We start from the raw sequence: 25612 nt of genomic DNA on the forward strand, positions 1-25612 counted from the left end.
ATAGGACCAATTACAATCAGCTGCCCACGCACCTTTGATATATTAGCATCTAGCGCAAGCATTGTCAATGCTATTCCAAAAAGTTTTTATAAAGTTTGTGTACATCAGGATTCGTCGCTTGGATATTACAAACGTCGCTTCCTGACATACACATTCTTTAATTCCTCAGAAAGAGGAAATCTATATTAGTCTACCGAAACTGGCTCCAGCTCTTCTACAGAAGATTGGCCATCTTCAGGCTCAGCAAATTTGATACTGCGGTAACGGTTCATACCCGTACCAGCAGGGATCAGCTTACCGATGATAACATTTTCCTTCAGACCGAGCAACTGATCCACTTTACCTTTGATCGCTGCATCCGTCAGTACACGTGTTGTCTCTTGGAACGATGCCGCAGAGAGGAAGGAGTCTGTTTCAAGGGATGCTTTTGTAATACCGAGCAAGATTGGTTTTGCAACCGCTGGCTCTTTATCACTCAGAATCGCAATTTTGTTCGCTCTTTCGTACTCATGCGTATCTACAAATGATCCTGGCAACAATGTTGTATCTCCCGCATCAACGATACGGATTTTACGTAACATTTGACGGATCATAACTTCAACGTGTTTGTCATTGATTTCTACGCCTTGGTTACGGTATACGCGCTGTACTTCCTGCAAAATGTAGTTCTGTACGCCACGTACGCCTTTGATGCGTAGCATTTCTTTCGGGTCGATAGAACCGTCTGTCAACTCGTCACCCGCTTCAATTTCCATACCTTCGCTTACGCGAACACGGGAACCGTAAGTAACAGAGTATACTTTGGATTCTGCTTCACCTTGAATTTCGATTTCACGACGGTCTTTCGCTTCGCGAATCTCTTTAACCACACCGTCAATCTCACTGATTGTTGCTTGACCTTTAGGATTACGGGCCTCAAACAACTCCTGGATACGAGGCAAACCTTGCGTGATGTCGTCTCCGGCTACACCACCGGTATGGAACGTACGCATTGTAAGCTGTGTTCCTGGCTCACCAATGGATTGTGCGGCAATGATACCAACCGCTTCACCAATCTCCACGTGTTTACCTGTCGCAAGGTTGCGACCGTAACACTTTTTGCAGACACCATGACTTGCACGGCAGCTGAGAACGGAACGGATTTGCAATTTGGTTACGCCAGCTTTGATAATCGCTTCTGCTTTGTCAGAGTCGATCAATTCATTGCGGCCAGCGATAATTTCTTTTGTTTCCGGATGACGAACAGTTTCGAAGCAGTATCTGCCTTCAATACGGTCGTAGAGATCTTCGATGACCTCTTTACCATCCTGGATACGACTAACCGTAAAGCCTTTATCTGTACCACAATCGTCTTCACGCACAATTACGTCTTGGGCTACATCTACGAGACGACGAGTCAGGTAACCTGAGTCGGCTGTACGCAGGGCTGTATCCGCGAGACCTTTACGCGCACCGTGAGTGGAAATAAAGTACTCGAGTACTGTCAGACCTTCACGGAAGTTCGATTTGATTGGGAGTTCGATAATACGACCAGACGGGTTGGCCATCAGACCACGCATACCACCCAATTGAGTGATTTGCGATTTGTTACCCCGTGCTTTGGAGTCAACCATCATCATAATGGAGTTATAACGATCCATGGATTTCATCAAAATATCCGTGATGTCATCTTTGGATTTTGACCAGATATCAATGATACGGTCATAGCGCTCTTCATTCGTAATCAAACCACGACGATACTGGTTCGTAACGATCTGAGCTTTATCTTCGGACTGTCTGAGAATTTCGAATTTCTCAGGTGGAACGACAACATCGGACACGGCTACGGTAATACCCGCACGCGTCGAATACGTGAATCCAAGTTGTTTAATTTTATCCAAAATAACCGCAGTTTCGGTTGTATGATAAATTTCAAAACAACGAGCGATGATGGAACCGAGGTATTCTTTGCCGACACCGCCAGCTTGAGGAGCATTCATGATTGCCTCTCTCAAGTCAGTACCTTTCTCATAAACAAATGAATGATCGGCTGTACCTTGATACAGGTTCGCGCGAGTCGCATCATTGATATAAGGGAAGGTTGCCGGGAAAATTTCATTAAAGATAATTTTACCGATCGTAGTCAGCAACATACCTTTTTGTTGCTCTTCCGTGAAGCTTGTTTTACCAAGCGCCTTAACTGGAATAGCTACACGTGCATGCAGTCCGGCAGTCCCCCGTTGGTATGCAGATACAGCCTCATTGACTGTACGCAGAACCATACCTGTACCCTTCTCTTCTTTGTTGTCCATCGTCAGATAGTACGAACCAAGAACCATATCCTGGGAAGGAGTTACAACCGGTTTACCGTCTTTCGGGTTCAAAATGTTACCTGATGCAAGCATCAAGATACGCGCTTCCGCTTGAGCTTCAGCAGACAATGGAACGTGCACGGCCATTTGGTCACCGTCAAAGTCGGCATTGTATGCCGTACATACGAGTGGGTGAAGACGAATTGCTTTACCTTCAACCAAAATCGGTTCAAACGCCTGAATACCGAGACGGTGAAGCGTAGGGGCACGGTTCAACAGAACCGGATGCTCCTTGATGACTTCTTCAAGAACATCCCATACTTCAGGACTCACACGCTCAACTTTACGTTTTGCGCTCTTGATGTTGTGGGCAAGTCCTTTATTCACAAGCTCTTTCATCACAAAAGGCTTGAATAGTTCCAGTGCCATATCTTTAGGCAGACCGCACTGATACATTTTCAGGTAAGGTCCGACAACGATAACGGAACGGCCGGAGTAGTCAACACGTTTACCGAGCAAGTTCTGACGGAAACGACCTTGTTTACCTTTCAGCATGTGGCTGAGGGATTTCAAAGGACGGTTACCCGGACCTGTAACAGGACGTCCACGACGACCGTTATCGATCAAGGCGTCAACTGCTTCTTGCAGCATCCGCTTTTCATTTTGCACGATGATATCTGGCGCGCCCAGGTCAAGCAGACGTTTCAGACGGTTGTTCCGGTTAATTACACGGCGATACAAGTCATTCAAGTCAGACGTAGCAAAACGTCCACCATCCAGTTGTACCATCGGACGAAGTTCCGGCGGAATGACAGGAAGTACATCCATGATCATCCACTCTGGGTTATTGCCAGAGTTACGGAATGCTTCAATCACTTCCAAACGTTTGATTGCACGGTTACGACGTTGCCCTTGTGCAGTGCGAAGCTCTTCCTTCAGGAATTCAAGCTCTTTCTCTACATCAAGGTCTTGAAGCAATTTTTTAACTGCTTCTGCACCCATGCCTGCTTGGAAGCCGTATCCGTATTTTTCACGGTAGCTGCGATATTCCTTCTCGGACAACAGCTGTTTTTTCTCCAGTGGAGTTTCTCCTGGATCAGTTACTACATATGATGCAAAATAAATGATCTCTTCGAGAGATCTTGGAGACATATCCAGTGCGAGACCCATACGGCTCGGAATACCTTTGAAGTACCAGATATGCGATACCGGAGCAGCAAGCTCAATATGGCCCATACGTTCACGACGGACTTTCGCACGTGTTACTTCAACGCCACAGCGATCACAGACAACGCCTTTATAACGAACGCGTTTGTATTTACCGCAATGGCATTCCCAGTCTTTTGTAGGGCCAAAAATCTTTTCGCAGAACAGCCCTTCTTTTTCCGGTTTCAACGTACGATAGTTGATCGTTTCCGGTTTTTTCACTTCTCCGCGGGACCAAGAACGAATTTTCTCTGGGGAAGCAAGCCCGATCTTCATGTATTCGAAATTGTTGACGTCCAACAAGGAGCAACCCTCCTTAACCAATTCCTGTATTCTAGGTTACGCATGCCCCGGCTGTAGCCGGAGCATGACGTGAGCCTGATGAAAAACGCCGGTCATCATGCGCCCGAAGCGATTATTCCGCTCCGACCTCTGTACCCTCAAGGTTGAGGCTGAGCTTATCGCTCGCAGCGTCATCTTCATCGTCCATTTCTTTCATTTCAATCTCTTGCTCATCTTCACTCAAAATCTTAACGTCCATACCCAAGCTTTGTAGCTCTTTGATCAATACTTTGAACGACTCAGGAACACCTGGTTCCGGTACATTCTCGCCTTTGACAATGGACTCGTACGTTTTCACCCGACCAACAACGTCATCGGATTTAACCGTCAAGATTTCTTGCAGAGTATAAGCGGCACCATAAGCCTCAAGCGCCCAAACTTCCATCTCCCCGAAACGCTGTCCACCAAATTGGGCTTTACCACCCAGCGGCTGTTGCGTAACAAGTGAGTAAGGACCTGTGGAACGGGCATGGATTTTATCGTCAACCATGTGTGCCAGTTTGATCATGTGCATGACACCAACGGTAACTTCACGTTCAAACTCTTCACCAGTACGACCATCATACAGCACGGTTTTACCATTACGTTGCATACCTGCTTCTTCCATTGTATCGAAGACGTCATACTCTTTCGCCCCGTCGAATACAGGTGTTGCTACGTGGATACCAAGCTGCATTGCTGCCATACCCAAGTGAACTTCAAGCACTTGACCGATGTTCATACGCGAAGGTACGCCCAGCGGGTTAAGAACGATTTGAACCGGTGTACCGTCTGGCAGGAAAGGCATATCCTCTTCCGGCAAGATGCGGGCCACGACCCCTTTGTTACCATGACGTCCGGCCATTTTATCACCCTCGGAAATTTTCCGTTTTTGAGCAATATAAACACGAACGAGTTGGTTCACACCTGGTGGCAGTTCATCTCCGTTTTCACGGGTAAATACTTTCACGTCAACTACGATACCATCGGTACCGTGAGGTACACGTAGAGATGTATCACGCACTTCACGAGCTTTTTCACCAAAGATTGCATGCAAGAGGCGTTCTTCTGCAGTCAACTCTGTTACCCCTTTTGGTGTAACTTTACCAACGAGAATGTCGCCAGCAGCAATTTCGGCACCAATGCGGATAATACCACGCTCATCCAGATTACGCAGCGCTTCTTCCCCAACGTTAGGGATATCACGTGTGATCTCTTCAGGTCCGAGCTTCGTATCACGAGCTTCCGACTCATATTCCTCAATATGGATGGATGTATATACATCTTCCTTAACGAGTTTTTCGCTGAGTAGGATCGCATCCTCATAGTTGTAACCTTCCCATGTCATGAAGGCAACGACTACGTTGCGTCCAAGAGCAAGTTCACCCATTTCCGTCGAAGGACCATCAGCAAGGATGTCGCCAGCTTTAACAGTAGCGCCTCTTTTTACGATCGGACGTTGGTTGATGCATGTTCCTTGGTTCGAACGCATAAATTTGTGTAATTTATATTTAACGATATCGCCTTTGACTTCTTGACCGTCAACCTCTTCTACACGACGAAGCCAGATCTCGTTCGCAGAGGAACGTTCAATAATTCCGTCGTAATCGGCAACAATACATACACCGGAGTCTTTCGCAGCTTTGTGTTCCATACCCGTTCCTACAAGCGGAGCTTTAGGAATCAAGAGTGGAACCGCCTGCCGTTGCATGTTTGATCCCATCAGGGCACGGTTGGAGTCATCGTTCTCAAGGAACGGAATGAGCGCTGTAGCTACCGATACAACCTGCTTAGGAGATACGTCCATGTAGTCCACTCGTTCACTCGGCATCGTAAGGATGTTATCCGACTGTTTGTTGTAACGTACAATGATCGCATCTTCTGCAAAAGTGCTATCTTCGTTCAGCTTCGCATTCGCCTGAGCGATAACATAGTTGTCCTCTTCGTCTGCTGTCAGATAATCAATCTGCTCAGTGACAACACCCGTTTTCGGATCAACCCAACGATATGGAGCTTCAATGAAGCCGTATTCGTTCACACGCGCAAACGTCGACAAGGAGTTGATCAAACCAATGTTTGGTCCCTCTGGTGTCTCGATCGGGCACATCCGGCCATAGTGGGATGGATGGACGTCACGGACTTCCATGCCGGCACGCTCACGAGTCAAACCGCCCGGTCCGAGTGCGGACAGACGACGTTTATGCGTCAACTCGCCCAGCGGGTTCGTTTGATCCATAAACTGTGACAATTGGGAGCTACCGAAGAACTCTTTAATCGATGCGATGACTGGACGGATGTTGATCAATGCCTGTGGTGTAATGACATTCGCATCCTGGATGGACATTCTTTCACGAACCACACGCTCCATACGGGACAAACCGATACGGAACTGGTTTTGCAAAAGTTCACCCACAGAACGCAGACGACGGTTACCCAGGTGATCGATATCATCCGTGCTTCCAATGCCATGCAACAAATTCAGGAAGTAACTGATGGATGAAATGATATCCGCTGGCGTGATGTTTTTCACGGACTTGTCAATGTCGCCATTGGCAATCAGCTTAACCACTTTACCATCTTCAATTGGTGAAAACACATCAATCGTTTGCATCGGGATATCATTGGCATCCAAAACACCGTTCCCCACGTGATATGTGCGGAATCCAACGCTTTTCTCCAGGTGAGGCATGATTTCGTCGAGCAAACGACGGTCGACCATCTGACCTGCTTCTGCAATAATTTCGCCTGTTTCAGCGTCGATCAAAGATTCAGCCAAACGCTGATTAAACAAACGGTTTTTGATGTGAAGTTTTTTGTTGATTTTGTAACGACCTACGTTTGCAAGGTCGTAACGTTTTGGATCAAAGAAACGAGCAACGAGCAAGCTTTTCGCGTTATCCAGCGTTGGTGGCTCGCCTGGACGAAGGCGCTCATAGATCTCAATGAGAGCTTTCTCGGTGGAATCCGTGTTGTCTTTGTCCAGAGTATTACGGATATATTCGTCATTACCAAGCAAATCCAGAATCTCAGCGTCTGTGCCAAAACCAAGGGAACGCAGGAGAACCGTAACCGGAATTTTACGCGTACGGTCGATCCGGACATAAACAACATCCTTCGCGTCCATCTCCAGCTCCAGCCAAGCGCCGCGGTTAGGAATTACTGTAGCGGTATACGTTTTTTTCGCGTTCTTATCTACTTTGGTACTGAAGTAAACGCTAGGAGAGCGAACCAACTGGCTGACAATAACCCGTTCAGCACCATTAATAATAAATGTGCCGGTGCTGGTCATCAGCGGGAAATCTCCCATGAATACTTCCTGCTCTTTGACTTCTCCGGTTTCCTTATTAATGAGCCGGACTTTCACCCGAAGTGGTGCTGCATAAGTAACGTCGCGTTCTTTCGCGTCGTCTACTGTATACTTCGGTTCTCCGAGACTGTAATCGATAAATTCCAAAATCAAGTTACCTGTAAAATCCTGGATCGGCGAGATATCCTGGAACATTTCGCGCAACCCTTCCTCCAAAAACCAATCATACGATTTCTGTTGGATTTCAATCAGGTTCGGAACTTCGAGTATCTCGTTAATTCGTGCATAACTGCGCCGAGTGCGTCGACCATATTGAACAAGATGTCCTGCCAACTTAAACTCACCCCTCAATGTCTACTCACTTTAAAAATTTCGTTGCGAACCTCTGTTTGTAACCTTATAATGGTACACATACAGAGCAAAGCAATGCACCCGCAAATAAAGAAAAGCCCTTATTCGAAATGTCGTTCGATAAAAGAGCAACTTTGATCGGCGGATGTCTTTCCAAATCATTCTTATCCCCAGTTTGCCCAAAATGTACATATTATACGCCAAACATAGGCATAATAAGCCCGGTTCGGCGTAAAAAAAGGTTGACATTTTTAGTTAGCTAAAGCCAAGTAGGGCATCTTAATACTGACATTTTACAACTATACCACGCCTTGAATTTCAAGTCAATAGTCCTATTGCAAAAAAAATGATCCCCTGCTTACTTTACAAATTCGAATGAACCTCTCACAGTTCCTCTACTCTTCTTTCACCGCTTTGAAGATTCGGTAGCCTTTATCCTTCGTCACTTCTTCCACTCGTGTAAACAACGATTCCAACTTCGCTTTCGCAGAAGGTGCTCCTTGTTTCTTTTGAATGACAATCCATAACGCTCCGCCTACCTTCAAATGGTCATACGCCTGCTCGAAAATCGTGTGAACCGTTTCTTTGCCAGCTCGAATCGGAGGATTAGTCAAGATTACGTCGAAATCCCGCTTCTTTACTTCAGTCAGTAGATTACTCTGCAATACAGTAACATTGGCAATGCCATTCCCTTTGGCATTTTCTTTGGAAAGCTCAACCGCTCTTTCATTGATATCGATCATGGTGACATGCCCATCCGGTACAAGTTTTGCTGCTGTAAGCCCGATTGGCCCGTAACCACATCCCACATCGAGAACATGAGCGCCTGACGGCAGTTCCATCGCATCTATTAACACTCTGCTGCCATAATCGATTCCATTCTTGGAAAAAACACCAGCATCCGTCACAAGTCGCAGACTAATTCCGCGAAGTACCGCTTCCGCAGCCTTGCGATCATGTGCCACTTGTGGTTTGTCCGAATAATAATGATTGGACATGCCCTCACTCACTTTCCATAGTTACATTTACAGCAACAAACCCCTTGATATAAGTCAAGGGGTTTGTTGTTTTGTTCATTCAGCTTGGATAAGCTAAATTATTTAACTTCGATTGTAGCGCCAGCTTCTTCAAGCTTAGCTTTGATTGTTTCTGCTTCTTCTTTAGAAACTTTTTCTTTCAATGCTTTTGGAGCGTTGTCAACTACTTCTTTAGCTTCTTTCAAGCCAAGACCAGTGATTTCGCGAACCGCTTTGATAACGTTGATTTTGGAAGCGCCAGCGCTTGCCAAGATTACGTCGAACTCGGATTGCTCAGCTTCAGCCGCAGCCGCGCCGCCACCTACAGCAGCTACTGGAGCTGCAGCAGTTACGCCGAATTCTTCTTCGATTGCTTTAACAAGATCGTTCAGTTCCAGTACAGTCATGCCTTTGATTGCTTCCAAGATTTGCTCTTTACTCATGATTGAACCTCCATATATAATTTTATTTTTTTGTATTTCATTACTGCTAGGCAGTATTCAGATCAAGTAGCTTATGCGCCTTGTTCTTCTTTGTCTGCAACAGCTTTAACCGCAAGAGCGAAGTTGCGCACTGGCGCTTGAAGCACGCTGAGGAGCATGGAGAGGAGACCTTCGCGGGATGGCAGTTCTGCCAACGCTTTAACTTCTGCTTCTCCAATTACACGACCTTCTACGACAGCACCTTTCAATTTCAGTGCATCGTTCTTCTTAGCGAAGTCGTTCAGAATTTTGGCTGGAGCTACAGCATCTTCTCCGCTGAATGCAATCGCAGTAGGTCCTGTCAGAACGCTATCGAGTTCTGTCAATTCTGCTGCTGCAGTTGCACGGCGAAGCAATGTGTTTTTCAGCACTTGGAATTCGATTCCGGCTTCACGAAGCTGCTTGCGCAGTTCAGTAGCTTGGGCAACGTTCAATCCGCGGTAGTCAACAACAACTGTTGTCACGCTTTCGCGCAATTTTGCTGTTACAACATCAACGGACTCTTGTTTTGCTTGAATCACTTTTGCGTTTGCCAATCTGTACACCTCCTGATCAAATTTATCCCATTAAGAAAAGCCTCCGTAGAATCACGAAGGCTTGATATATACTCGCATCCGATTTGCATCGTTCAAGTTGTATAATCACACCTCGGTAGGAAATTAAGCCATATGGCACCTACTGTCTACGGCAAGCATATTCAAATGTCAACGGTCAGTCACTCGGACTCACAACTTTTATAGAATATCAGAACAGGGCGAACCTGTCAAGAATATTTTATCTAAAAGCTGCTGCGTTCACGCGTGCACCAGGGCCCATCGTAGAAGAAAGACTTACGTTCTTCAGATAAACACCTTTAGCTGCCGCCGGTTTAGCACGGTTCAGAGCATCCATGAGAGCTTTGAGGTTCTCATTCAATTGCTCGGAAGAGAAAGAAGCTTTACCGATCGGTGCATGAATTTGACCTGCACGATCCAGACGATATTCGATTTTACCGGCTTTGATTTCTTGAACAGCCTTAGTTACATCGAAAGTTACCGTTCCGGCTTTAGGGTTAGGCATCAGACCTTTACCGCCGAGCAGACGGCCCAATTTACCTACTTCACTCATCATATCCGGTGTCGCTACGCAGACGTCGAATTCGAACCAGCCTTGTTGGATTTTGTTGATCATGTCTGCATCACCAACATAGTCCGCGCCAGCCGCTTCCGCTTCTTTCGCTTTGTCACCTTTTGCAAATACCAATACGCGTTGTGTTTTACCTGTACCGTGTGGCAAGACAACAACACCACGTACTGCCTGGTCTTGCTTACGAGGGTCTACGCCCAAACGAACTGCTGCTTCGATAGTTTCATCGAATTTTGCAGTAGCTGCCTTTTTCACAAGCTCTACAGCTTCTGAAGGCTCGTAAGTTGCTTCGCTGTCGATCAGCTTAGCAGCTTCCAGGTATTTTTTACCGTGTTTAGCCATGTTATATTCCTCCTTTGTGGTTTTAGCGGATATACCTCCCACATTGACCGGCCGCGAATCGGCCGGCTTTACGAAGCCATGTTTCGTGTGAAAATTAGTCTTCGATGGTGATACCCATGCTGCGGGCAGTACCTTCAACCATACGCATTGCGGACTCAACGTCAGCAGCATTCAGGTCAGGCATTTTTGTTTCCGCGATTTGACGTACCGCGTCACGTTTAACGGTAGCAACTTTTTTCTTGTTCGGCTCGCCGGATCCTTTTTCAACTTTAGCTGCCACTTTCAACAGAACTGCTGCAGGTGGAGTTTTAGTGATGAATGTAAAGGAACGGTCCTCGAATACAGAAATCTCAACTGGAATGATCAATCCTGCTTGGTCAGCTGTACGAGCGTTGAATTCTTTACAGAATGCCATGATGTTGACACCTGCTTGACCCAATGCCGGACCTACTGGTGGTGCTGGATTTGCTTTACCTGCTGGAATCTGCAGTTTTACCATTTTGATTACCTTTTTTGCCATGATAGACACCTCCTTGCAAAATAGTGGTTAACGGGCCTCACAGCCCTCCCACAAGAAACTTGAAGAGACTATATCTTCTCCACTTGGGTGTATTCCAACTCAAGCGGTGTTTCCCGTCCAAACATGTTAACATGTACCTTGAGCTTGCTCTTGTCTACCAAAATCTCTTCCACGGAGCCCACAAAATTCGCAAAAGGACCGACTTTAATACGTACGGATTCCTTAATATCGAATTCAATTTTAGGCTTAGGTTCAACCATACCCATGTGCTTCAGAATTTGTTCCACTTCTTCTGGCAACAAGGCTGTTGGTTTGGAACCGGAACCTGTCGAACCGACAAAGCCGGTAACACCTGGTGTATTGCGAACAACATACCAAGAATCATCCGTCTGAACCATTTCGACCAAGACATAACCGGGGTAAACTTTACGCATAACGGTCTTTTTCTTACCGTCTTTGTTTACCACTTCTTCTTCCATCGGAACAAGAACGCGGAAAATCTTGTCTTCCATGCCCATGGACTCTACGCGTTTTTCCAAATTGGCTTTGACCTTATTTTCATACCCTGAATAGGTATGAACGACGTACCATCTTTTTTCCATATCAAGCCACCTGGGACCCTTCTTAAATAATCGCTTCGATCACAGCGGAGATGCCGATATCTACGACCCAAAAAAACAGCGTCATAACCACAACAGTACCAAGTACAATTAACGTGTAGTTCGTCAGCTCTTTACGATTAGGCCAGCGAACCTTTTTAAGTTCAGCCCAGCTTTCAGAGAAAAAGGAAATCAGAGATTTGAAACTACGTTTCACGCCGACTACACCTCCAAAAAACTATCTGGTTTCGCGATGAGAAGTCTGCTCGTTACAAAACTTGCAAAATTTCTTCATCTCCATGCGGTCGGGGTGATTACGCTTGTTTTTTGTCGTAGTGTAATTTCTTTGTTTGCAGTTCGTACAAGCCAAAGTAATAATTACCCGCATGATGTACACCTCCCGAAGACTTCCACATTGAAGCAGAGTCTCTAAATTGATCCTGAAAAAAAAGCCGTAAAATAGGCCTACCTAAAACACTTTATCACAAGGGTATAAGCATGTCAACGAAAGAATAACCTTTCGTCGATGGGTATTAATTCCGCAGGAAACGCAACGTATCTCTCATCTCTGATTTTTTCACTGCTCCAGTATGAACCGAGCGATTACTAGTATTTATCAAACCTTAACAATATAAACTACAGACAATAAAAAAAGACTCAAACACCGAGCCTTTTTCATCAACGACAACAACCTTTGTTCAATTATCTCGAACTTCCAGGTACTTTTCAAGTTTGCGTTTTACACGCTGCAATGCATTATCGATAGACTTTACATGACGATCCAAATCCACTGCAATCTCTTGATAAGATCTCCCGTCTAGGTACAACATCAGTACTTTACGTTCCAGGTCACTCAAAATCTCGGACATTTTATCTTCCAGGCCTACAAACTCTTCCTGGTTAATAATCAACTCTTCCGGATCACTGACCTGAGTTCCACAAATCACATCGAGTAACGTACGATCAGACTCTTCATCATAAATGGGCTTGTCCAGAGATACATAAGAATTAAGCGGAATATGCTTCTGACGTGTGGCTGTCTTGATCGCCGTAATGATCTGTCTTGTAATGCACAGTTCGGCAAATGCCTTGAACGAAGCAAGCTTGTCCCCTTTGAAATCACGAATGGATTTGTAAAGGCCAATCATTCCTTCTTGAATAATATCTTCCCGGTCAGCTCCGATCAAAAAATAAGATCTTGCCTTGGCGCGTACAAAGTTGCGATACTTGTTGATCAAAAACTCCAGCGCTTCGCTTTCGCCTTCACGGACCGCTTCGACAATGTCTTCGTCACTTTGGTAATCATACTTGGATAACATGATATCTTTGAGGTCGACACTCACAGACAATCCCTCCGGCTGCAACGCAAGGTACCCCGTTACTCTACTCTATGAAATATACGAACAGTATATATGATGGTACCTCCCACCGTCAACCACGGCATCCCTAAAAAAGAACAGCTATAACATAATTGTCAATAGTTTCAATATTGAAAAATTTGTAAGAAATCCGCTGTCAGCCTCGTCTCCAGCGTTCAAATTGCTGTAAAACATCCGGGCTTAATTTGCCCCCAATTGTATTCCGTGTTGACCTTGCCTGATCCTCTGCAAGCCGTTGTTGCAATTCCTTTTCATTTTGTTCCACTTCAATCAGCAGCTCTCTGGCAGATACGCGCAACGCTCCCTGTCCAAAGATGACATGTTGCTCTACCATATCGCTGGTTGCTACATAGATTTGGCGTCTTCGCATGCTTAGTTCCCGAACGAGTCTCTCGATACATTCGTCTGCCGTCTCTTTTTCCTTTGTAAAATGAACTTCCACTTTGCTCTGTGTAAAGGATTTACCGAGTCCTGGCACAAGGTAGGCGTCAAACACTACAATGACTCGGCGGCCGGAGAAAGCCTGATAGTCCGCAAGCCGAAAGAGGAGCCTGTTCCGCGCTTCTTCCAATTCGTTTTCGGCTATTTTGGATAATTCAGGCCAGCCGCCAATCATGTTATACCCGTCTACAAGAAGCACATCACGGGAATCAGCCATATCATCTATTCCTGCTCTTGGCGAGCACGAAGCACCTCATACATAACAACACCAGCTGCCACAGAGGCATTCAGGGAATTAATCTGACCTTGCATAGGCAATTTGACCAGAACATCGCATTTCTCACGAATAAGACGACCCATACCTTTATTTTCATTCCCGATGACAAGTGCAACCGGTCCTGTGAATACTCCATTGCCAAACACGCCTTCACGCGCAGTAACATCTGTACCAACAACCCATACGCCTTCTTCTTTCAACCGATCAATCGTTTGTGCCAGATTGCTTACACGAGCGACTGGAACATACTCTGCTGCACCTGCTGATGTCTTAGACACTGTTGCAGTTACAGCCGCTGAGCGCCGTTTAGGAACAATAACGCCGTGAGCTCCTGTGCAGTCCGCTGTACGCAAGATAGAACCCAGATTATGAGGGTCTTCAATCTCATCAAGCAAAATTAAAAACGGATGTTCATTTTTAGATTTGGCCGCTTCCAAAATATCTTCAACCTCAGCATAGGCATAAGGCGCTGCCTGCGCAACTACACCCTGATGTTGAATACCAGGAACCGTCTGGTCCAACTTGCGCTTGTCCACATGCTGAATGACAATCCCCTGTTTTTTGGCTTCCGCAATAATTGGTTGCGTCAAATGTTTCTGAGCCGTATCAGCAATCCATATTTTATTAATGGTCCGGCCTGATCGTAACGCCTCCGTTACGGAGTGTTTACCGGCAATCCATTCTTCTTCCATCCTCATTCGTTCCTCTCTGTATTGCTTGTTATATATATTTCAACCCTGAAGCTATTTTGACGTGGATGCAGATGCTTGCTCCGCCAGCTCAATACCCAGCCCGATCAGTTGAATCATGCGATCATGCTGACTACTGCTATACAGATAACCAATCAGACATTCAAACGCCGTTGCATGTCTATACTCCAGCACATCTGCATTTTTGGGAACACTGCCCGATTTGGCATTCCGCCCTTGCCGCACAACATCTTGCTCTTCTTCTGTCAGTTCAGCCTCAATACTTGTCAGTATGCGGCTTTGTGCTTTGGCAGATACCAGTTTGGTTGCACTGCGGTGCAGATGGTTAGGACGCATGTTCGCTTTGGATAACAGATACTGTCTCACGGCAACCTCATATACCGCATCACCGATGTAAGCCAGTGCGATTGGCGGAATCAATCGTGCAGGCCTGGAGGGTGGATAAGGAAACCATCCCCCCTCAAGTTCATTAACCTGATTATTAGTCACCACTTGCTTGGCCTGTTCATTCCGCTCGACAGAACCAGACAAAACATTCTCTTTTTCTCCACTCATTTGCGCCGCCATCTCATTCCCTGTGCGGTATCTTCCAGCAGAATCCCTTGAGCAGATAGTTCATCACGAATTTCATCCGCACGAGCCCAGTTTTTAGACTTACGTGCTTCCACTCGATCCTGAATCAAGCGTTCAATGTCCTCATCCAGAAGCTCTGGTTCAACATCCGTGTAGATTCGAAGCACAGCATTGAGTTCTCCGAACAGTTCAAGCAGTGCATGAATTTCAGCGGCATTGACCACATCTTGTTGCAACAACTGGTTCGCTTCCGCTGCCCACTCAAACAACGCCGTGATTGCATCCGGTGTATTAAAATCATCCTGCATTTTTTCATGATATTGTTGTCGAATCCGGTCTAGTTTTGCCGAAAATTCAGGTGTAACCTCCTGATTAACAGACACAGCTCCCAGGCGATGTCTCAGGTTACCTACTGCATTCGCAATACGATCCACACTGTTTTGCGCCTGTTCCATCGTATCTTCTGTAAAATTGAGCGGGTTACGATAGTGGGTGGACAACATAAAGTAACGAATCGCTTCACGTTTGTACTGATTACGCAGGTCTTTTACCAGAACACCGTTACCGAGAGATTTCGACATTTTTTCGTTATCAATACGAATAAAACCGTTATGCATCCAGTAATTCGCCAAAGGTGCGCCTGTTATTGCCTCGGACTGTGCGCATTCGCATTCATGGTGAGGGAACTGCAAATCCTGTCCACCGCCGTGAATATCTAGCGTGTCACCAAGGTATTCTCTTGCCATAGCAGAGCACTCGATATGCCATCCAGGACGACCATCTCCCCATGGGCTAGACCAGAAGATCTCACCTGGTTTGGCTGCTTTCCAGAGCACAAAGTCTTCCGGGTGTTCCTTCCGTTCATCTACACCGATCCGAATACCGAACTGCAACTCCTGCAGGTTTTGTTTCGACAATTGACCGTATTTTTCGAACTTTCCTGTTCGATAATATACGTCACCGCCATTTTCATATGCGAAACCTTTTTCAACCAGTTCACGGATAAAATCGATAATAAGCGGCATATTCTCCGTTACCCGTGGATTACTGCTCGCTTTAGGAATACCGAGTCCCTCTAGATCGGCATAATACGCGGCAATAAATGTTTCAGCCACATGCGGAACGTCGGTACCCAGCTGCTCTGCTTTGCGAATGAGTTTGTCATCGACATCGGTGAAGTTCACGACATAATTCACTTCATGTCCGATCTGCTCCAGATATCCACGAACCGTGTCGAAAAAGATCACCGGACGTGCATTGCCGATATGAATGTAGTCATAGACGGTTGGCCCGCATACATACATTTTCACTTTGCCAGGCTCTTGTGGAACAAACTCCTCTTTGGTGCGACTCATCGTATTATAAATCTGAAGTGTCATAGTCACTTTTCCTTTCATTCTAAACTACTTTTACTTGATTCCATGGTTTATGTTGATCGATGGAGTTATGTGCATTTCTCCGATTCTCGTGTATTTTGCAAAGTTCGCACTTCTTCCTGCAGCCGTTCAATCTCGCGCTGCATGCTGCGCAGAGAGTCAATAACCGGATCGGGCAATTGTTGATTAAGACGATCCACCCTACGTCCATCCTGTTTGACGATTCTACCTGGGATGCCCACCACCGTGCTATTAGCAGGAACTTCTTTCAGCACAACGGAGTTTGCTCCGATGTTGCTTTGATCCCCGACACGAAATGATCCCAACACCTTTGCGCCAGATGAGATAACCACATTATTACCAATCGTGGGATGTCTCTTTCCTTTTTCTTTCCCCGTTCCCCCAAGAGTTACTCCCTGATATATCACGACATCGTCACCAATCTCACAGGTTTCTCCAATAACAACGCCCATACCGTGGTCAATGAACAAACGTTCCCCAATCGTAGCTCCAGGATGAATCTCTATCCCTGTCATAAACCGGCTAACCTGTGATACGAACCGGGCGAGCGAGTACCATCTTCGTTTGTACAGATTGTGAGCAAATCGATGGGCCCATATGGCATGCAGCCCTGAATACGTAAATACGACTTCAAACCAACTCCGGGCGGCCGGATCATTTTCAAAGACCGTCTGGATATCGGATCTGATCTTTTTGAACATGCTCGTTCCCCTCTTGTTCCGGTTCTCGTCCTCCGGGTTCGCCGGACGGCGTGTTCCTTGGTAGTATACTTGCGCACTCGCTAGACAAAAAACGCCCCTGCAGCACGAAGCTGCAGAGGCGTTAGTCGCGGTCCCACTCTGCTTGGCTCATTCCTCTTCTTGAATAAAAGGAATGGGCCCTCTGGCGGCTCGGTAACGGGAACCAGTCGTCGCCATCTATCCTGACGTTTTCCTCTATCCAATGAATAGAAGCGGGGCCGGATTCGACGGTGCAGCTCACGGGTGCATTTCAGACTGCTGGACAGTGGATGACTCGCAGCCACCACTCGCTGAGCAGAAGTAATCTCTGTTCACGCGCGGGGCCATCCTCTCTGGATCTGTCCGGATCAGCTTACTTCTCCCGGTCTTTGCTGTTCTATATGAACGTATTATGACAATTCAACCTTGTGTTGCTATTATAGCGAAAAGCCTTCGCACTGACAACCAGCAGAATTGAATGGCATCAGTTGAACAATGAATACTTACACTCGTGCCAGCAAACGCTCGATGACAGTGTCACGACCCAGCAACACGATAGTCTGATTGAGATCACGTCCATGGGTCTGTCCAGTCAAAGCAACGCGGATTGGCATAAAGAGCTGTTTACCCTTGAAGCCTGTTTCCTTCTGCACTTCCTTGATCAAAGCAGCCATTTTGCTTGGCGTGAATTCATCACTTGCCTGTACTTTATCTGCAAATGCCTTCAGCACAGTTGGAACCTGTTCTTCAGCAAGTACCGCAGCGCCTTCACTTTCCAGTTCAACTTCGGAACGGAAGAACACTTCGGACAGTTCCACGATATCGGATGCCGCATTCATCTGCTCCTGATAGAGATGTACGAGCGTATATGCCCACTCTTTTTGTTCAGATGACAGCTCCGCAGGTAGACGTCCTGCTTTTTGCAGATGCGGAATAGCCATCTCGGCAATCCGTGCAGGGTCCGCATTTTTAATGTAATGGTTATTCAAATGCGCCAGCTTGTGTGTATCAAATACGGCCGGGCTCTTGGATAGACGTTTCGTATCAAAGATAGAGATCAACTGCTCTTGTGAGAAGATTTCTTCTTCCCCTTCTGGCGACCAGCCAAGCAAGGAGATGAAGTTAAACATCGCTTCTGGCAGATAGCCAAGCTGATCATATTGCTCAATAAACTGAATTACGGATTCATCGCGTTTACTCAGTTTTTTGTGGTTTTCGTTCACGATCAGCGTCATATGACCGAATTGCGGCGGCTCCCAGCCAAGCGCTTCATAGATCATCAGCTGACGCGGCGTGTTGGAGATATGATCCTCCCCGCGTAGCACGTGGGAGATCTTCATCAAGTGATCGTCCACGGCAACGGCATAGTTGTACGTGGGAATGCCATCTTTTTTCACAATGACAAAGTCGCCTGATTCCTTGCTGTTGAACGAGATTGTACCTTTAACCATGTCGTTGAATGTGTATGTGCGATCTGCCGGTACACGGAAACGAATGCTCGCCACGCGGCCTTCCGCTTCAAATGCCTCGATCTGCTCTGGTGTCAGGTCACGGTGTTTGCCGGAGTAACGCGGGGTCTCTCCACGAGCCGACTGCTCCTCGCGCTCCTGTTCGAGTTCTTCTTCCGTGCAGTAGCAACGATAAGCCAGGCCTTTGTCCAGCAGTTCCTGCGTATATTTGCGATACAGATCCAGACGTTCCGTCTGACGGTACGGCCCGTATTCTCCGCCTACATCAATACTCTCATCCCACTCGATGCCGAGCCATTTCAAGTATTTCAGCTGGCTTTCTTCTCCGCCCGCAATGTTGCGCTTCACGTCCGTATCTTCGATACGAATGATAAATTTTCCGTTATTGTGTTTGGCATACAAGTAGTTAAACAGCGCCGTACGAGCGTTCCCGATATGCAGGTGTCCCGTTGGGCTTGGTGCGTAGCGCACCCGAATTTCTGTGCTCATATGATTCCCTCCGTCTCTAATTGATTGATGATATCACACACGTACCAGGCATACAACGGATTGAGCGGCAATTCCCTCTCCTCGTCCAGGGAAACCTAATTGCTCGGTTGTTGTTGCCTTCACGTTCACTTGTGCCACATCCGCTTCCAGCGCTTTAGCAATGACTTCCGCCATCTGCGGGATATACGGTGCCATCTTTGGCTTCTGGGCAATAATCGTTGAATCAATATTCCCAAGCTTATAGCCGCGATCCTTCACAAGTTGCCATACATGCTCCAGTAGTTTCAAGCTGTCTGCATCCTTGAATTCCGGATCAGTGTCCGGGAAATGCTTGCCGATATCCCCAAGTGCCAGCGCGCCAAGAATAGCATCGCTGATTGCGTGCAACAGCACGTCTGCGTCCGAGTGACCCAGTAGCCCCTTCTCATAAGGAATGGTTACCCCGCCAATAATACACGGTCTACCTTCCACCAATTGGTGCACGTCAAACCCTTGTCCTACACGTATCATCGCTTCTTCTCTCCCTCAAGCCAAAACGCGGCATACTGTAAATCTTCCGGTGTTGTTAGTTTGATGTTGGTATAACTGCCTTCCACAACCTTAACCGACATTCCCTGGCGCTCAGCCAGCATGGCATCATCCGTCCCCAGAAACCCGTCACGTTCCGCGGATTGGTAAGCCTCCAGCAGGGAAGAAAGACGAAAAGCCTGCGGGGTTTGAATGCTCCACAGACTGCTGCGATCCGGCGTCGCTGTAACGATACCTTCCGCATTCACTTGTTTGATCGTATCCTTCACAGGCACAGCCAGCACAGCACCTTCGCCTGATTCGGCGGCAGCCATACATTCTCTAATCTGCTCACGGGTCACAAATGGACGCACCCCGTCGTGAACGAGAACCCCATCGGTGCTGAGCGCCCGAAGGCCTTCATGAACCGAATGCTGTCTCTCTTTCCCTCCGGGGATCACGCGGACACGCGTTTCCAGTTGGTATTCTTTTACCCATTCCAGGCATCGTTCAACATCTGCAACACCTGTAACCAGAATCATCTCACGGATCTCGTCCAGAGCCGCAAATACTTCAAGCGTATGTATGAAAACGGGCTTGTCCTGCAGCAGCAAAAACTGTTTGCTCTCGGTCGTTCCCATTCGGGTTCCCCGGCCTGCCGCCACAATGACAACGCCCCACCCTTTATCCATGCCGCAATCCCTGCCTTGTCTGTCAGTTTATCGCCGGGCGACAATTCATATCTCTTTCGATATCCATCATCGTACAACGATACACTACCCATCATACCGCTTTTATTGGGCTTTTTCCAACAGTTTCGGCTTGGCAAAAATCATTCGTCCCGCAGACGTCTGCAGCACGCTGGTCACCAGAACTTCCATCATCATGCCGATATACTCACGTCCACCTTCAACCACGATCATCGTTCCATCATCCAAATAGGCTACGCCTTGGCCGTGCTCCTTGCCGTCTTTGATAATCTGCACCATAATTTCTTCACCTGGCAGCACAACCGGTTTCACCGCATTCGCGAGATCATTGATGTTCAGTACGGATACCCCTTGGAGTTCACAGACTTTATTCAGGTTGAAGTCGTTGGTTACGACTTTCCCTTGTAGTACTTTGGCAAGCTTCACCAGTTTGCTGTCCACCTCGGAAATTTCCTCGAAATCACCTTCGTAGATCAATACCTGTACATCAAGCTCCTTCTGGATTTTGTTCAAAATGTCCAGCCCACGGCGCCCGCGGTTGCGTTTGAGCAGATCTGATGAGTCTGCAATATGTTGCAGCTCTTCCAGTACAAATTCCGGGATAACAATCGTGCCCTCGATGAACCCGGTTTTGCAGATATCTGCGATTCTGCCGTCAATAATGACGCTGGTGTCCAAAATTTTATGTTCTTCCATTCTTCGCTCTTCTTCAGGCTCTGGGTGGCCCCATCGTCCTGACTTCCAGAATGCCGCCAGATCGTCTTTCTTGGCCATAGCCAAGCTATAACCCGAATATGCAGCGATCACCGTGAGGGCCACTTGCAGCACCTCTCCTGCGGTTCCGAGCCAAGCCAAGCAAGGATACATCAGTAAGGCTACGAGCAGTCCAGCCACGATGCCTGCCGCGCCAGCAGCGAGCTCGTTCATGGGTATCCTGGCTAAAGAATCGATACCACTGTTTAATCTGTTGGCCATCATTGTGCCACCGATCGTGCATACGGACATAAAAAGTACTGCTCCCAGCAGTGTTGATACACCCGCACCCAGCAGTCCCGCTGATTGAATCCATTCAGCCATCCAAGGAATGGACTTGCCTGCCAGATGATAAGCCGTGTACCCGAACCATGCGCCGCACAATCCAGTAAAAGTTAAAATGCCTTTTCTCCACATGAGTTCCTGCACCTCCTCAAATCATTCTTCATTTTCATATCCAGTATGATCCAATTATCGAAAACCTAATCGCGTCAGCATGAAGTTTTTGGAAATGTTGTGCTCATCAGTTGAAAGTGAGACTTTTATTGGCATATAATGAATTCAATTCATATCCCGAGGTGAGTGGCAAAATGAGTACGCTAAGTTTACAGGCTTTTCAGGATCAAGTTTCCGAACTGTTGCTGCGCCATCGCAGCCTGATTGATGTACTGTCCAAAACGGGACAAGCCGGAGCCTCTGTTAACCGCGCTGTGTCCAAAGCCATTACCGAATGCGGCTGTATTGAGCTGCACGCCACCAAACAGAAATATGCCCCCGAGAGTGATATTTCTCAAGCCAAGGGCCTGCTGGAAACGCATGTGGAAGGTGAATTGTGTGAGAATTGCAAAGAGGTGATCAGCTCCGAGTTGGGGCGGAACCTGTTCTATATGTCTGCACTCTGCAATCTTCTGGACATCAACATGGAAGAGGTCGTGAATCACGAATCACAGAAATGTTCGACGCTTGGGATGTTTAATCTGTCTTAGCTAATCCGTCCCCGCTACTTCGTCATATATCAAAGAATACAAGCAAAAAGCACGTACACTCCTTGTTAGGAAGTGTACGTGCTTTTTTTTGAACTCATAGGGACCTTAGAGTTTGCCGAGTGGTTGGTACTTACGTACCCTACCCATTTTAGTTGTCAGAAGATCGCGATGATTTCTTGTCCTTGCGTTTCTTAGCACGATTGCGAGAAGCTGCCGTTCTTACACTGTATCTCATACCATATAGGGCATATAACACCAGCGGAATAAAAATCAGCTTGGAGAGTTGATCCGGGAATAAAACAGCCAGTGCAACCGCAAGTAACACAACCCACGGAGCGATCCAGATCGCCTTGCGGGGTAGTCCGACTTTTTTGAAATTGGGATATTTCAGTGAGCTGACCATCAGATAAGACAACAGCAACGTAGCAATCATCATGCTAATGGGTCCGATATCTTTGTGAAACAGGGATAGCGTAGCCAATACACCGCCTGCAGCGGGAATGGGCAAGCCTGTGAAATACCCCGGAATGCCCGGGCGCACGTTAAATCTCGCCAAACGAATCGCACCACAGATCGGAAAAGCCGCCGTTGCGATCCAGGCAAAGATCGGCATGGAATCCTGAAAAGACACCATGAAAATAATCAACGCAGGCGCCGCACCAAATGAAACCATATCCGATAGGGAATCAAGTTCCTTGCCGAATTCACTTTGTGCATTCAGTGCTCTGGCCACCCGTCCATCCAGACCGTCGAGCAGCATCGCAACGATAACCATAATCGCGGCCGAGCTATACTTTCCGTTGATTGCCAGCAAAATGGCCAGCATACCCAGAAACAGATTACCTAAGGTAAAAAGATTTGGAATGAATCTGGTTAACATGTTGTTTCACCTCATCCATAAAAAGCCGTTATAAGCGATCTCTACATCTGTCTGTCAATAAACATCTGCTCTTGCAGACGTTTGAGACCTTCCTTGATGGTACGGGCACGAACCTCGCCAATGCCGTCCACTTCATCGAGTTCTTCAATCGTTGCCATGATGACATGAGGTAATTGCTCAAATTGATCTACCAAGTTATGAATAATTACATTAGGCAGACGAGGGATCTTATTCAATACCCGATATCCGCGCGGGGCAACCGAATCTTCAGAAGTTGCCGCAGATGAAGGATAGCCAAGCAACCGTACAATATGATGTGCATCAAGCAACTCATCGTCCGACAATCTTTTTAATCCCACGATAATTTCGCGAATCTTGTCATCGCTGTCATCACGAGCATAGTCTTTATACAGCAACCATGCTTCTTCCTCTGTAGTACCCACGAGCTCTTCCATTTGCATCGAAATGAGCCTTCCTTCATTACCTAGCTCATCGATATAACGTTCAATCTCGGTTTTGATCCGCAGTACCATTTCTGTGCGCTGAATAACATTAACCACCTCGGGAATCGTAACGAGTTCCTCAAATTCGGAAGCGCTTAGATTCGTGAGGGATTGCTTGAGCACCGCTTTATACTTTTCGAGCGTTTGAATCGCCTGATTGGCTTTGGTCAAAATAACCCCGATTTCCTTAAGCGAATATCGAAGTGTTCCCTGGTACAGGGTAATAATATTCCGGCGCTGTGAGATGGAAACAACTAACTTACCCGTTTGTTTTGCCACCCGTTCTGCGGTCCGGTGACGAATGCCTGTCTCTGAGGAAGAGATGGATGAGTCCGGAATCAGCTGTGTGTTGGCATACAAAATCCGCTTCAAATCCTCACTCAGAATAATGGCTCCGTCCATTTTAGCAAGCTCATACAGGTAGTTCGGGGAGAAATCACAGTTAATCGAAAATCCCCCATCCACCACTTCCATTACTTCAGGGCTGTATCCTACAACAAGCAGTGCGCCCGTCTTGGCGCGTAGCACATTTTCCAGACCTTCGCGGAAAGGTGTACCTGGTGCGATCAGCCTTAACAAATCATTCATATTGTCCAGTTGGCTTGAATCCTTCATCTTGTTATGCCCCCTAATCTAAAGCAACCGCTAGTGCATCTGCCACGGTATTCACACCGATCAGTTGTATCCCGCGAGGATGTTTCCAGCCCTTTAAGCTTTTTTCTGGTAAAATAACTCGTTTGAAGCCCAGCTTCGCGGCTTCTTTCACACGTTGTTCTGCCCTGGATACGGCACGAACTTCACCGGTCAGGCCAATCTCGCCAAAGATGACATCATCCGGCTTGGTTGGCACATCTCTCAAGCTGGAGGCAATGCTAACTGCCACAGCCAGATCGACCGCTGGCTCATCCAGCCTCACCCCACCAGCGACATTCAGATAGGCATCCTGTGTCTGCAGGAACATACCCATGCGTTTTTCAAGCACCGCTATAATTAGATTTAATCGATGATGGTCGATACCTGTTGCCATCCGCCTAGGAGAAGGGAAGTGGGTCGTGGAAATCAAAGCCTGTAATTCTACAAGCATCGGACGTGTGCCTTCCATACTCGCCACAACGGTAGATCCAGCTACCCCTAGTGGACGTTCAGATAAAAATAACTCGGAGGGATTACCGACTTCACGAAGGCCATCTTCCCCCATTTCAAATATGCCAATCTCGTTAGTAGAACCGAAACGGTTCTTCACCGCACGAAGGAGACGATACGTATGATGCCGCTCTCCTTCGAAATAAAGCACACAGTCCACCATATGCTCCAGCATACGCGGACCAGCAATGGCACCTTCTTTGGTAACATGCCCTACAAGAACCGTTGCAATGCCTCGGCCTTTCGCAATCCGCATGAATCTAGACGTACATTCCCTTACCTGTGCTACACTTCCTGGTGCGCTGGTAACTTCGGGCAGATATACGGTCTGAATGGAATCGATGACAAGAAAATGCGGCTGGATCTGATCCACCGCTTCCTCAACCCGCTCCATATTGGTTTCACAGAGCACATACAGCTCCGGCGAAAGTGCACCAAGACGGTCTGCGCGCAGCTTCGTCTGCTTTACGGATTCTTCTCCAGACACATATAACACGCGTAGCCCCGAGTGGGTCAGCGCATGAGAAGTCTGTAACATCAATGTTGATTTTCCAATCCCCGGGTCGCCCCCCACCAGAACAAGCGAACCTGGCACAATGCCGCCGCCCAATACACGGTTCAGTTCACCGATTCCAGTCTGTACACGCGGCTCCTGACCGCTATCTATATCTATGATAGGAAGCGGTTTATCTTTACTGTCAAACAGAGGAGAATTTCTTCCTTGTGTTTTGACTACCGTTTCAGTTTCTTCTATCATCGAATTCCAGGACTGACAGCCAGGACATTTCCCGTACCATTTGGGGGCTTCATAGCCGCATTCCGTACATTGAAACTTAGTTTTTACTTTGGCCACTTCAGCACTCCTATTGATTTTTTTATTTTATAGCAGCATTTTGCATTATTCGACAAAATTTACTCGTTGCCCTGACATACAGGGATACTAAAAGTTTACCATTGTTTGAGATTTTTCGTAAAGGATTATCGCAAACTTTACACATGTTCCTCATCAATATCGCTTCATCTCAATCAAATCTTCACACATCCCTTTATAATTCGTACATACGAAAAAACCTCCCCGGCCAAAGCCAGGGAGGTTCTATATATGAGGTTCTATAT

At 47.0% G+C, this 25612-nt stretch carries 24 protein-coding genes and 1 other annotated feature; of the genes, 1 reads left to right on the plus strand and 23 read right to left on the minus strand.

Annotation, left to right across the window (positions count from 1 at the left end):
* Positions 1–185 precede the first annotated feature (185 nt).
* The 20 genes from rpoC to ACT89M_RS25040 form a co-directional block, all read right to left on the minus strand.
* Positions 186–3800: a DNA-directed RNA polymerase subunit beta' gene (gene rpoC / locus ACT89M_RS24945; protein ID WP_154892114.1), complete on the minus strand. Its 3615-nt coding sequence runs from the start codon at positions 3798–3800 to the stop codon at positions 186–188.
* 112 nt (positions 3801–3912) lie between these two features.
* A complete protein-coding gene (gene rpoB, locus ACT89M_RS24950; protein WP_154892115.1) occupies positions 3913–7458 on the minus strand; it encodes a DNA-directed RNA polymerase subunit beta in 3546 nt (1181 codons plus the stop codon).
* A 413-nt stretch (positions 7459–7871) separates the two neighbouring features.
* Positions 7872–8474 (minus strand): class I SAM-dependent methyltransferase, encoded by a 603-nt coding sequence (locus ACT89M_RS24955; RefSeq protein ID WP_154892122.1) that lies wholly within the window; start codon positions 8472–8474, stop codon positions 7872–7874.
* Between the two features lie 98 nt (positions 8475–8572).
* Entirely contained in the window at positions 8573–8935 is a 363-nt protein-coding gene (gene rplL, locus ACT89M_RS24960; RefSeq protein ID WP_090924684.1) for a 50S ribosomal protein L7/L12, read from the minus strand.
* Between the two features lie 71 nt (positions 8936–9006).
* Entirely contained in the window at positions 9007–9510 is a 504-nt protein-coding gene (gene rplJ, locus ACT89M_RS24965) for a 50S ribosomal protein L10 (RefSeq protein ID WP_090924685.1), read from the minus strand.
* A 23-nt stretch (positions 9511–9533) separates the two neighbouring features.
* Positions 9534–9680: a sequence feature (ribosomal protein L10 leader region), on the minus strand.
* 68 nt (positions 9681–9748) lie between these two features.
* Positions 9749–10441 carry a 50S ribosomal protein L1 gene (gene rplA / locus ACT89M_RS24970; protein ID WP_090924686.1) on the minus strand — a complete coding sequence of 231 codons (693 nt, stop codon included), beginning with the start codon at positions 10439–10441 and terminating at the stop codon, positions 9749–9751.
* A 94-nt stretch (positions 10442–10535) separates the two neighbouring features.
* On the minus strand, positions 10536–10961 hold the full coding sequence (gene rplK, locus ACT89M_RS24975; protein WP_017692062.1) for a 50S ribosomal protein L11: 426 nt from the start codon (positions 10959–10961) through the stop codon (positions 10536–10538).
* A 68-nt stretch (positions 10962–11029) separates the two neighbouring features.
* Complete coding sequence (gene nusG / locus ACT89M_RS24980; protein ID WP_024633599.1) at positions 11030–11563, minus strand: transcription termination/antitermination protein NusG; 534 nt, start codon at positions 11561–11563, stop codon at positions 11030–11032.
* Positions 11564–11585: 22 nt separating this feature from the next.
* Positions 11586–11777 carry a preprotein translocase subunit SecE gene (secE, locus tag ACT89M_RS24985; protein WP_024633600.1) on the minus strand — a complete coding sequence of 64 codons (192 nt, stop codon included), beginning with the start codon at positions 11775–11777 and terminating at the stop codon, positions 11586–11588.
* 21 nt (positions 11778–11798) lie between these two features.
* A complete protein-coding gene (gene rpmG / locus ACT89M_RS24990) occupies positions 11799–11948 on the minus strand; it encodes a 50S ribosomal protein L33 (RefSeq protein ID WP_072735843.1) in 150 nt (49 codons plus the stop codon).
* 310 nt (positions 11949–12258) lie between these two features.
* On the minus strand, positions 12259–12903 hold the full coding sequence (sigH, locus tag ACT89M_RS24995) for an RNA polymerase sporulation sigma factor SigH (RefSeq protein WP_024633601.1): 645 nt from the start codon (positions 12901–12903) through the stop codon (positions 12259–12261).
* A 172-nt stretch (positions 12904–13075) separates the two neighbouring features.
* A complete protein-coding gene (locus ACT89M_RS25000) occupies positions 13076–13597 on the minus strand; it encodes an NYN domain-containing protein (RefSeq protein WP_090924687.1) in 522 nt (173 codons plus the stop codon).
* 5 nt (positions 13598–13602) lie between these two features.
* Complete coding sequence (gene rlmB / locus ACT89M_RS25005; RefSeq protein ID WP_090924688.1) at positions 13603–14349, minus strand: 23S rRNA (guanosine(2251)-2'-O)-methyltransferase RlmB; 747 nt, start codon at positions 14347–14349, stop codon at positions 13603–13605.
* Between the two features lie 51 nt (positions 14350–14400).
* Positions 14401–14922 (minus strand): Mini-ribonuclease 3, encoded by a 522-nt coding sequence (locus ACT89M_RS25010; RefSeq protein WP_253491039.1) that lies wholly within the window; start codon positions 14920–14922, stop codon positions 14401–14403.
* Positions 14919–16319, minus strand: a complete 1401-nt coding sequence (gene cysS / locus ACT89M_RS25015) for a cysteine--tRNA ligase (protein ID WP_154892116.1) — start codon at positions 16317–16319, stop codon at positions 14919–14921. The genes ACT89M_RS25010 and cysS overlap by 4 nt, the downstream gene beginning before the upstream one ends.
* Positions 16320–16384: 65 nt before the next feature.
* Positions 16385–17038: a serine O-acetyltransferase gene (gene cysE, locus ACT89M_RS25020; RefSeq protein WP_090924690.1), complete on the minus strand. Its 654-nt coding sequence runs from the start codon at positions 17036–17038 to the stop codon at positions 16385–16387.
* Between the two features lie 521 nt (positions 17039–17559).
* Positions 17560–19014: a glutamate--tRNA ligase gene (gltX, locus tag ACT89M_RS25025; protein ID WP_090924691.1), complete on the minus strand. Its 1455-nt coding sequence runs from the start codon at positions 19012–19014 to the stop codon at positions 17560–17562.
* 33 nt (positions 19015–19047) lie between these two features.
* Entirely contained in the window at positions 19048–19524 is a 477-nt protein-coding gene (gene ispF, locus ACT89M_RS25030; protein WP_154892117.1) for a 2-C-methyl-D-erythritol 2,4-cyclodiphosphate synthase, read from the minus strand.
* The gene (ispD, locus tag ACT89M_RS25035; protein WP_154892118.1) at positions 19521–20213 is read right to left on the minus strand and encodes a 2-C-methyl-D-erythritol 4-phosphate cytidylyltransferase; all 693 of its coding nucleotides are present in this window, start codon (positions 20211–20213) and stop codon (positions 19521–19523) included. The genes ispF and ispD overlap by 4 nt, the downstream gene beginning before the upstream one ends.
* Positions 20214–20315: 102 nt before the next feature.
* On the minus strand, positions 20316–21401 hold the full coding sequence (locus ACT89M_RS25040; protein ID WP_090924694.1) for a PIN/TRAM domain-containing protein: 1086 nt from the start codon (positions 21399–21401) through the stop codon (positions 20316–20318).
* Between the two features lie 173 nt (positions 21402–21574).
* On the opposite strand from ACT89M_RS25040, the gene ACT89M_RS25045 reads away from it, so the two are divergent.
* A complete protein-coding gene (locus ACT89M_RS25045; protein ID WP_090924695.1) occupies positions 21575–21970 on the plus strand; it encodes a nucleoside triphosphate pyrophosphohydrolase family protein in 396 nt (131 codons plus the stop codon).
* Positions 21971–22118: 148 nt separating this feature from the next.
* On the opposite strand, the gene pssA is transcribed toward ACT89M_RS25045, so the two are convergent.
* The 3 genes from pssA to radA are packed head-to-tail and all read right to left on the minus strand — an operon-like array spanning position 22119 to position 25349.
* Positions 22119–22850, minus strand: a complete 732-nt coding sequence (pssA, locus tag ACT89M_RS25050) for a CDP-diacylglycerol--serine O-phosphatidyltransferase (protein ID WP_090924696.1) — start codon at positions 22848–22850, stop codon at positions 22119–22121.
* 41 nt (positions 22851–22891) lie between these two features.
* On the minus strand, positions 22892–23968 hold the full coding sequence (gene disA / locus ACT89M_RS25055; RefSeq protein ID WP_251512077.1) for a DNA integrity scanning diadenylate cyclase DisA: 1077 nt from the start codon (positions 23966–23968) through the stop codon (positions 22892–22894).
* Between the two features lie 13 nt (positions 23969–23981).
* A complete protein-coding gene (radA, locus tag ACT89M_RS25060; RefSeq protein WP_090924698.1) occupies positions 23982–25349 on the minus strand; it encodes a DNA repair protein RadA in 1368 nt (455 codons plus the stop codon).
* Positions 25350–25612: the final 263 nt, after the last annotated feature.

Source organism: Paenibacillus sp. NN59, from assembly GCF_057597225.1.

What these genes read in the sequence shown, in the direction of transcription:
- ACT89M_RS24955 (WP_154892122.1), bottom strand. Translation starts at nt 8,474, where the DNA reads ATGTCCAATCATTATTATTCGGACAAACCACAAGTGGCACATGATCGC.
- rplL (WP_090924684.1), bottom strand. Translation starts at nt 8,935, where the DNA reads ATGAGTAAAGAGCAAATCTTGGAAGCAATCAAAGGCATGACTGTACTG.
- rplA (WP_090924686.1), bottom strand. Translation starts at nt 10,441, where the DNA reads ATGGCTAAACACGGTAAAAAATACCTGGAAGCTGCTAAGCTGATCGAC.
- rplK (WP_017692062.1), bottom strand. Translation starts at nt 10,961, where the DNA reads ATGGCAAAAAAGGTAATCAAAATGGTAAAACTGCAGATTCCAGCAGGT.
- nusG (WP_024633599.1), bottom strand. Translation starts at nt 11,563, where the DNA reads ATGGAAAAAAGATGGTACGTCGTTCATACCTATTCAGGGTATGAAAAT.
- rpmG (WP_072735843.1), bottom strand. Translation starts at nt 11,948, where the DNA reads ATGCGGGTAATTATTACTTTGGCTTGTACGAACTGCAAACAAAGAAAT.
- ACT89M_RS25000 (WP_090924687.1), bottom strand. Translation starts at nt 13,597, where the DNA reads ATGGCTGATTCCCGTGATGTGCTTCTTGTAGACGGGTATAACATGATT.
- rlmB (WP_090924688.1), bottom strand. Translation starts at nt 14,349, where the DNA reads ATGGAAGAAGAATGGATTGCCGGTAAACACTCCGTAACGGAGGCGTTA.
- ACT89M_RS25010 (WP_253491039.1), bottom strand. Translation starts at nt 14,922, where the DNA reads ATGAGTGGAGAAAAAGAGAATGTTTTGTCTGGTTCTGTCGAGCGGAAT.
- cysS (WP_154892116.1), bottom strand. Translation starts at nt 16,319, where the DNA reads ATGACACTTCAGATTTATAATACGATGAGTCGCACCAAAGAGGAGTTT.
- cysE (WP_090924690.1), bottom strand. Translation starts at nt 17,038, where the DNA reads ATGTTCAAAAAGATCAGATCCGATATCCAGACGGTCTTTGAAAATGAT.
- gltX (WP_090924691.1), bottom strand. Translation starts at nt 19,014, where the DNA reads ATGAGCACAGAAATTCGGGTGCGCTACGCACCAAGCCCAACGGGACAC.
- ispF (WP_154892117.1), bottom strand. Translation starts at nt 19,524, where the DNA reads ATGATACGTGTAGGACAAGGGTTTGACGTGCACCAATTGGTGGAAGGT.
- ispD (WP_154892118.1), bottom strand. Translation starts at nt 20,213, where the DNA reads ATGGATAAAGGGTGGGGCGTTGTCATTGTGGCGGCAGGCCGGGGAACC.
- ACT89M_RS25040 (WP_090924694.1), bottom strand. Translation starts at nt 21,401, where the DNA reads ATGTGGAGAAAAGGCATTTTAACTTTTACTGGATTGTGCGGCGCATGG.
- ACT89M_RS25045 (WP_090924695.1), top strand. Translation starts at nt 21,575, where the DNA reads ATGAGTACGCTAAGTTTACAGGCTTTTCAGGATCAAGTTTCCGAACTG.
- pssA (WP_090924696.1), bottom strand. Translation starts at nt 22,850, where the DNA reads ATGTTAACCAGATTCATTCCAAATCTTTTTACCTTAGGTAATCTGTTT.
- disA (WP_251512077.1), bottom strand. Translation starts at nt 23,968, where the DNA reads ATGAAGGATTCAAGCCAACTGGACAATATGAATGATTTGTTAAGGCTG.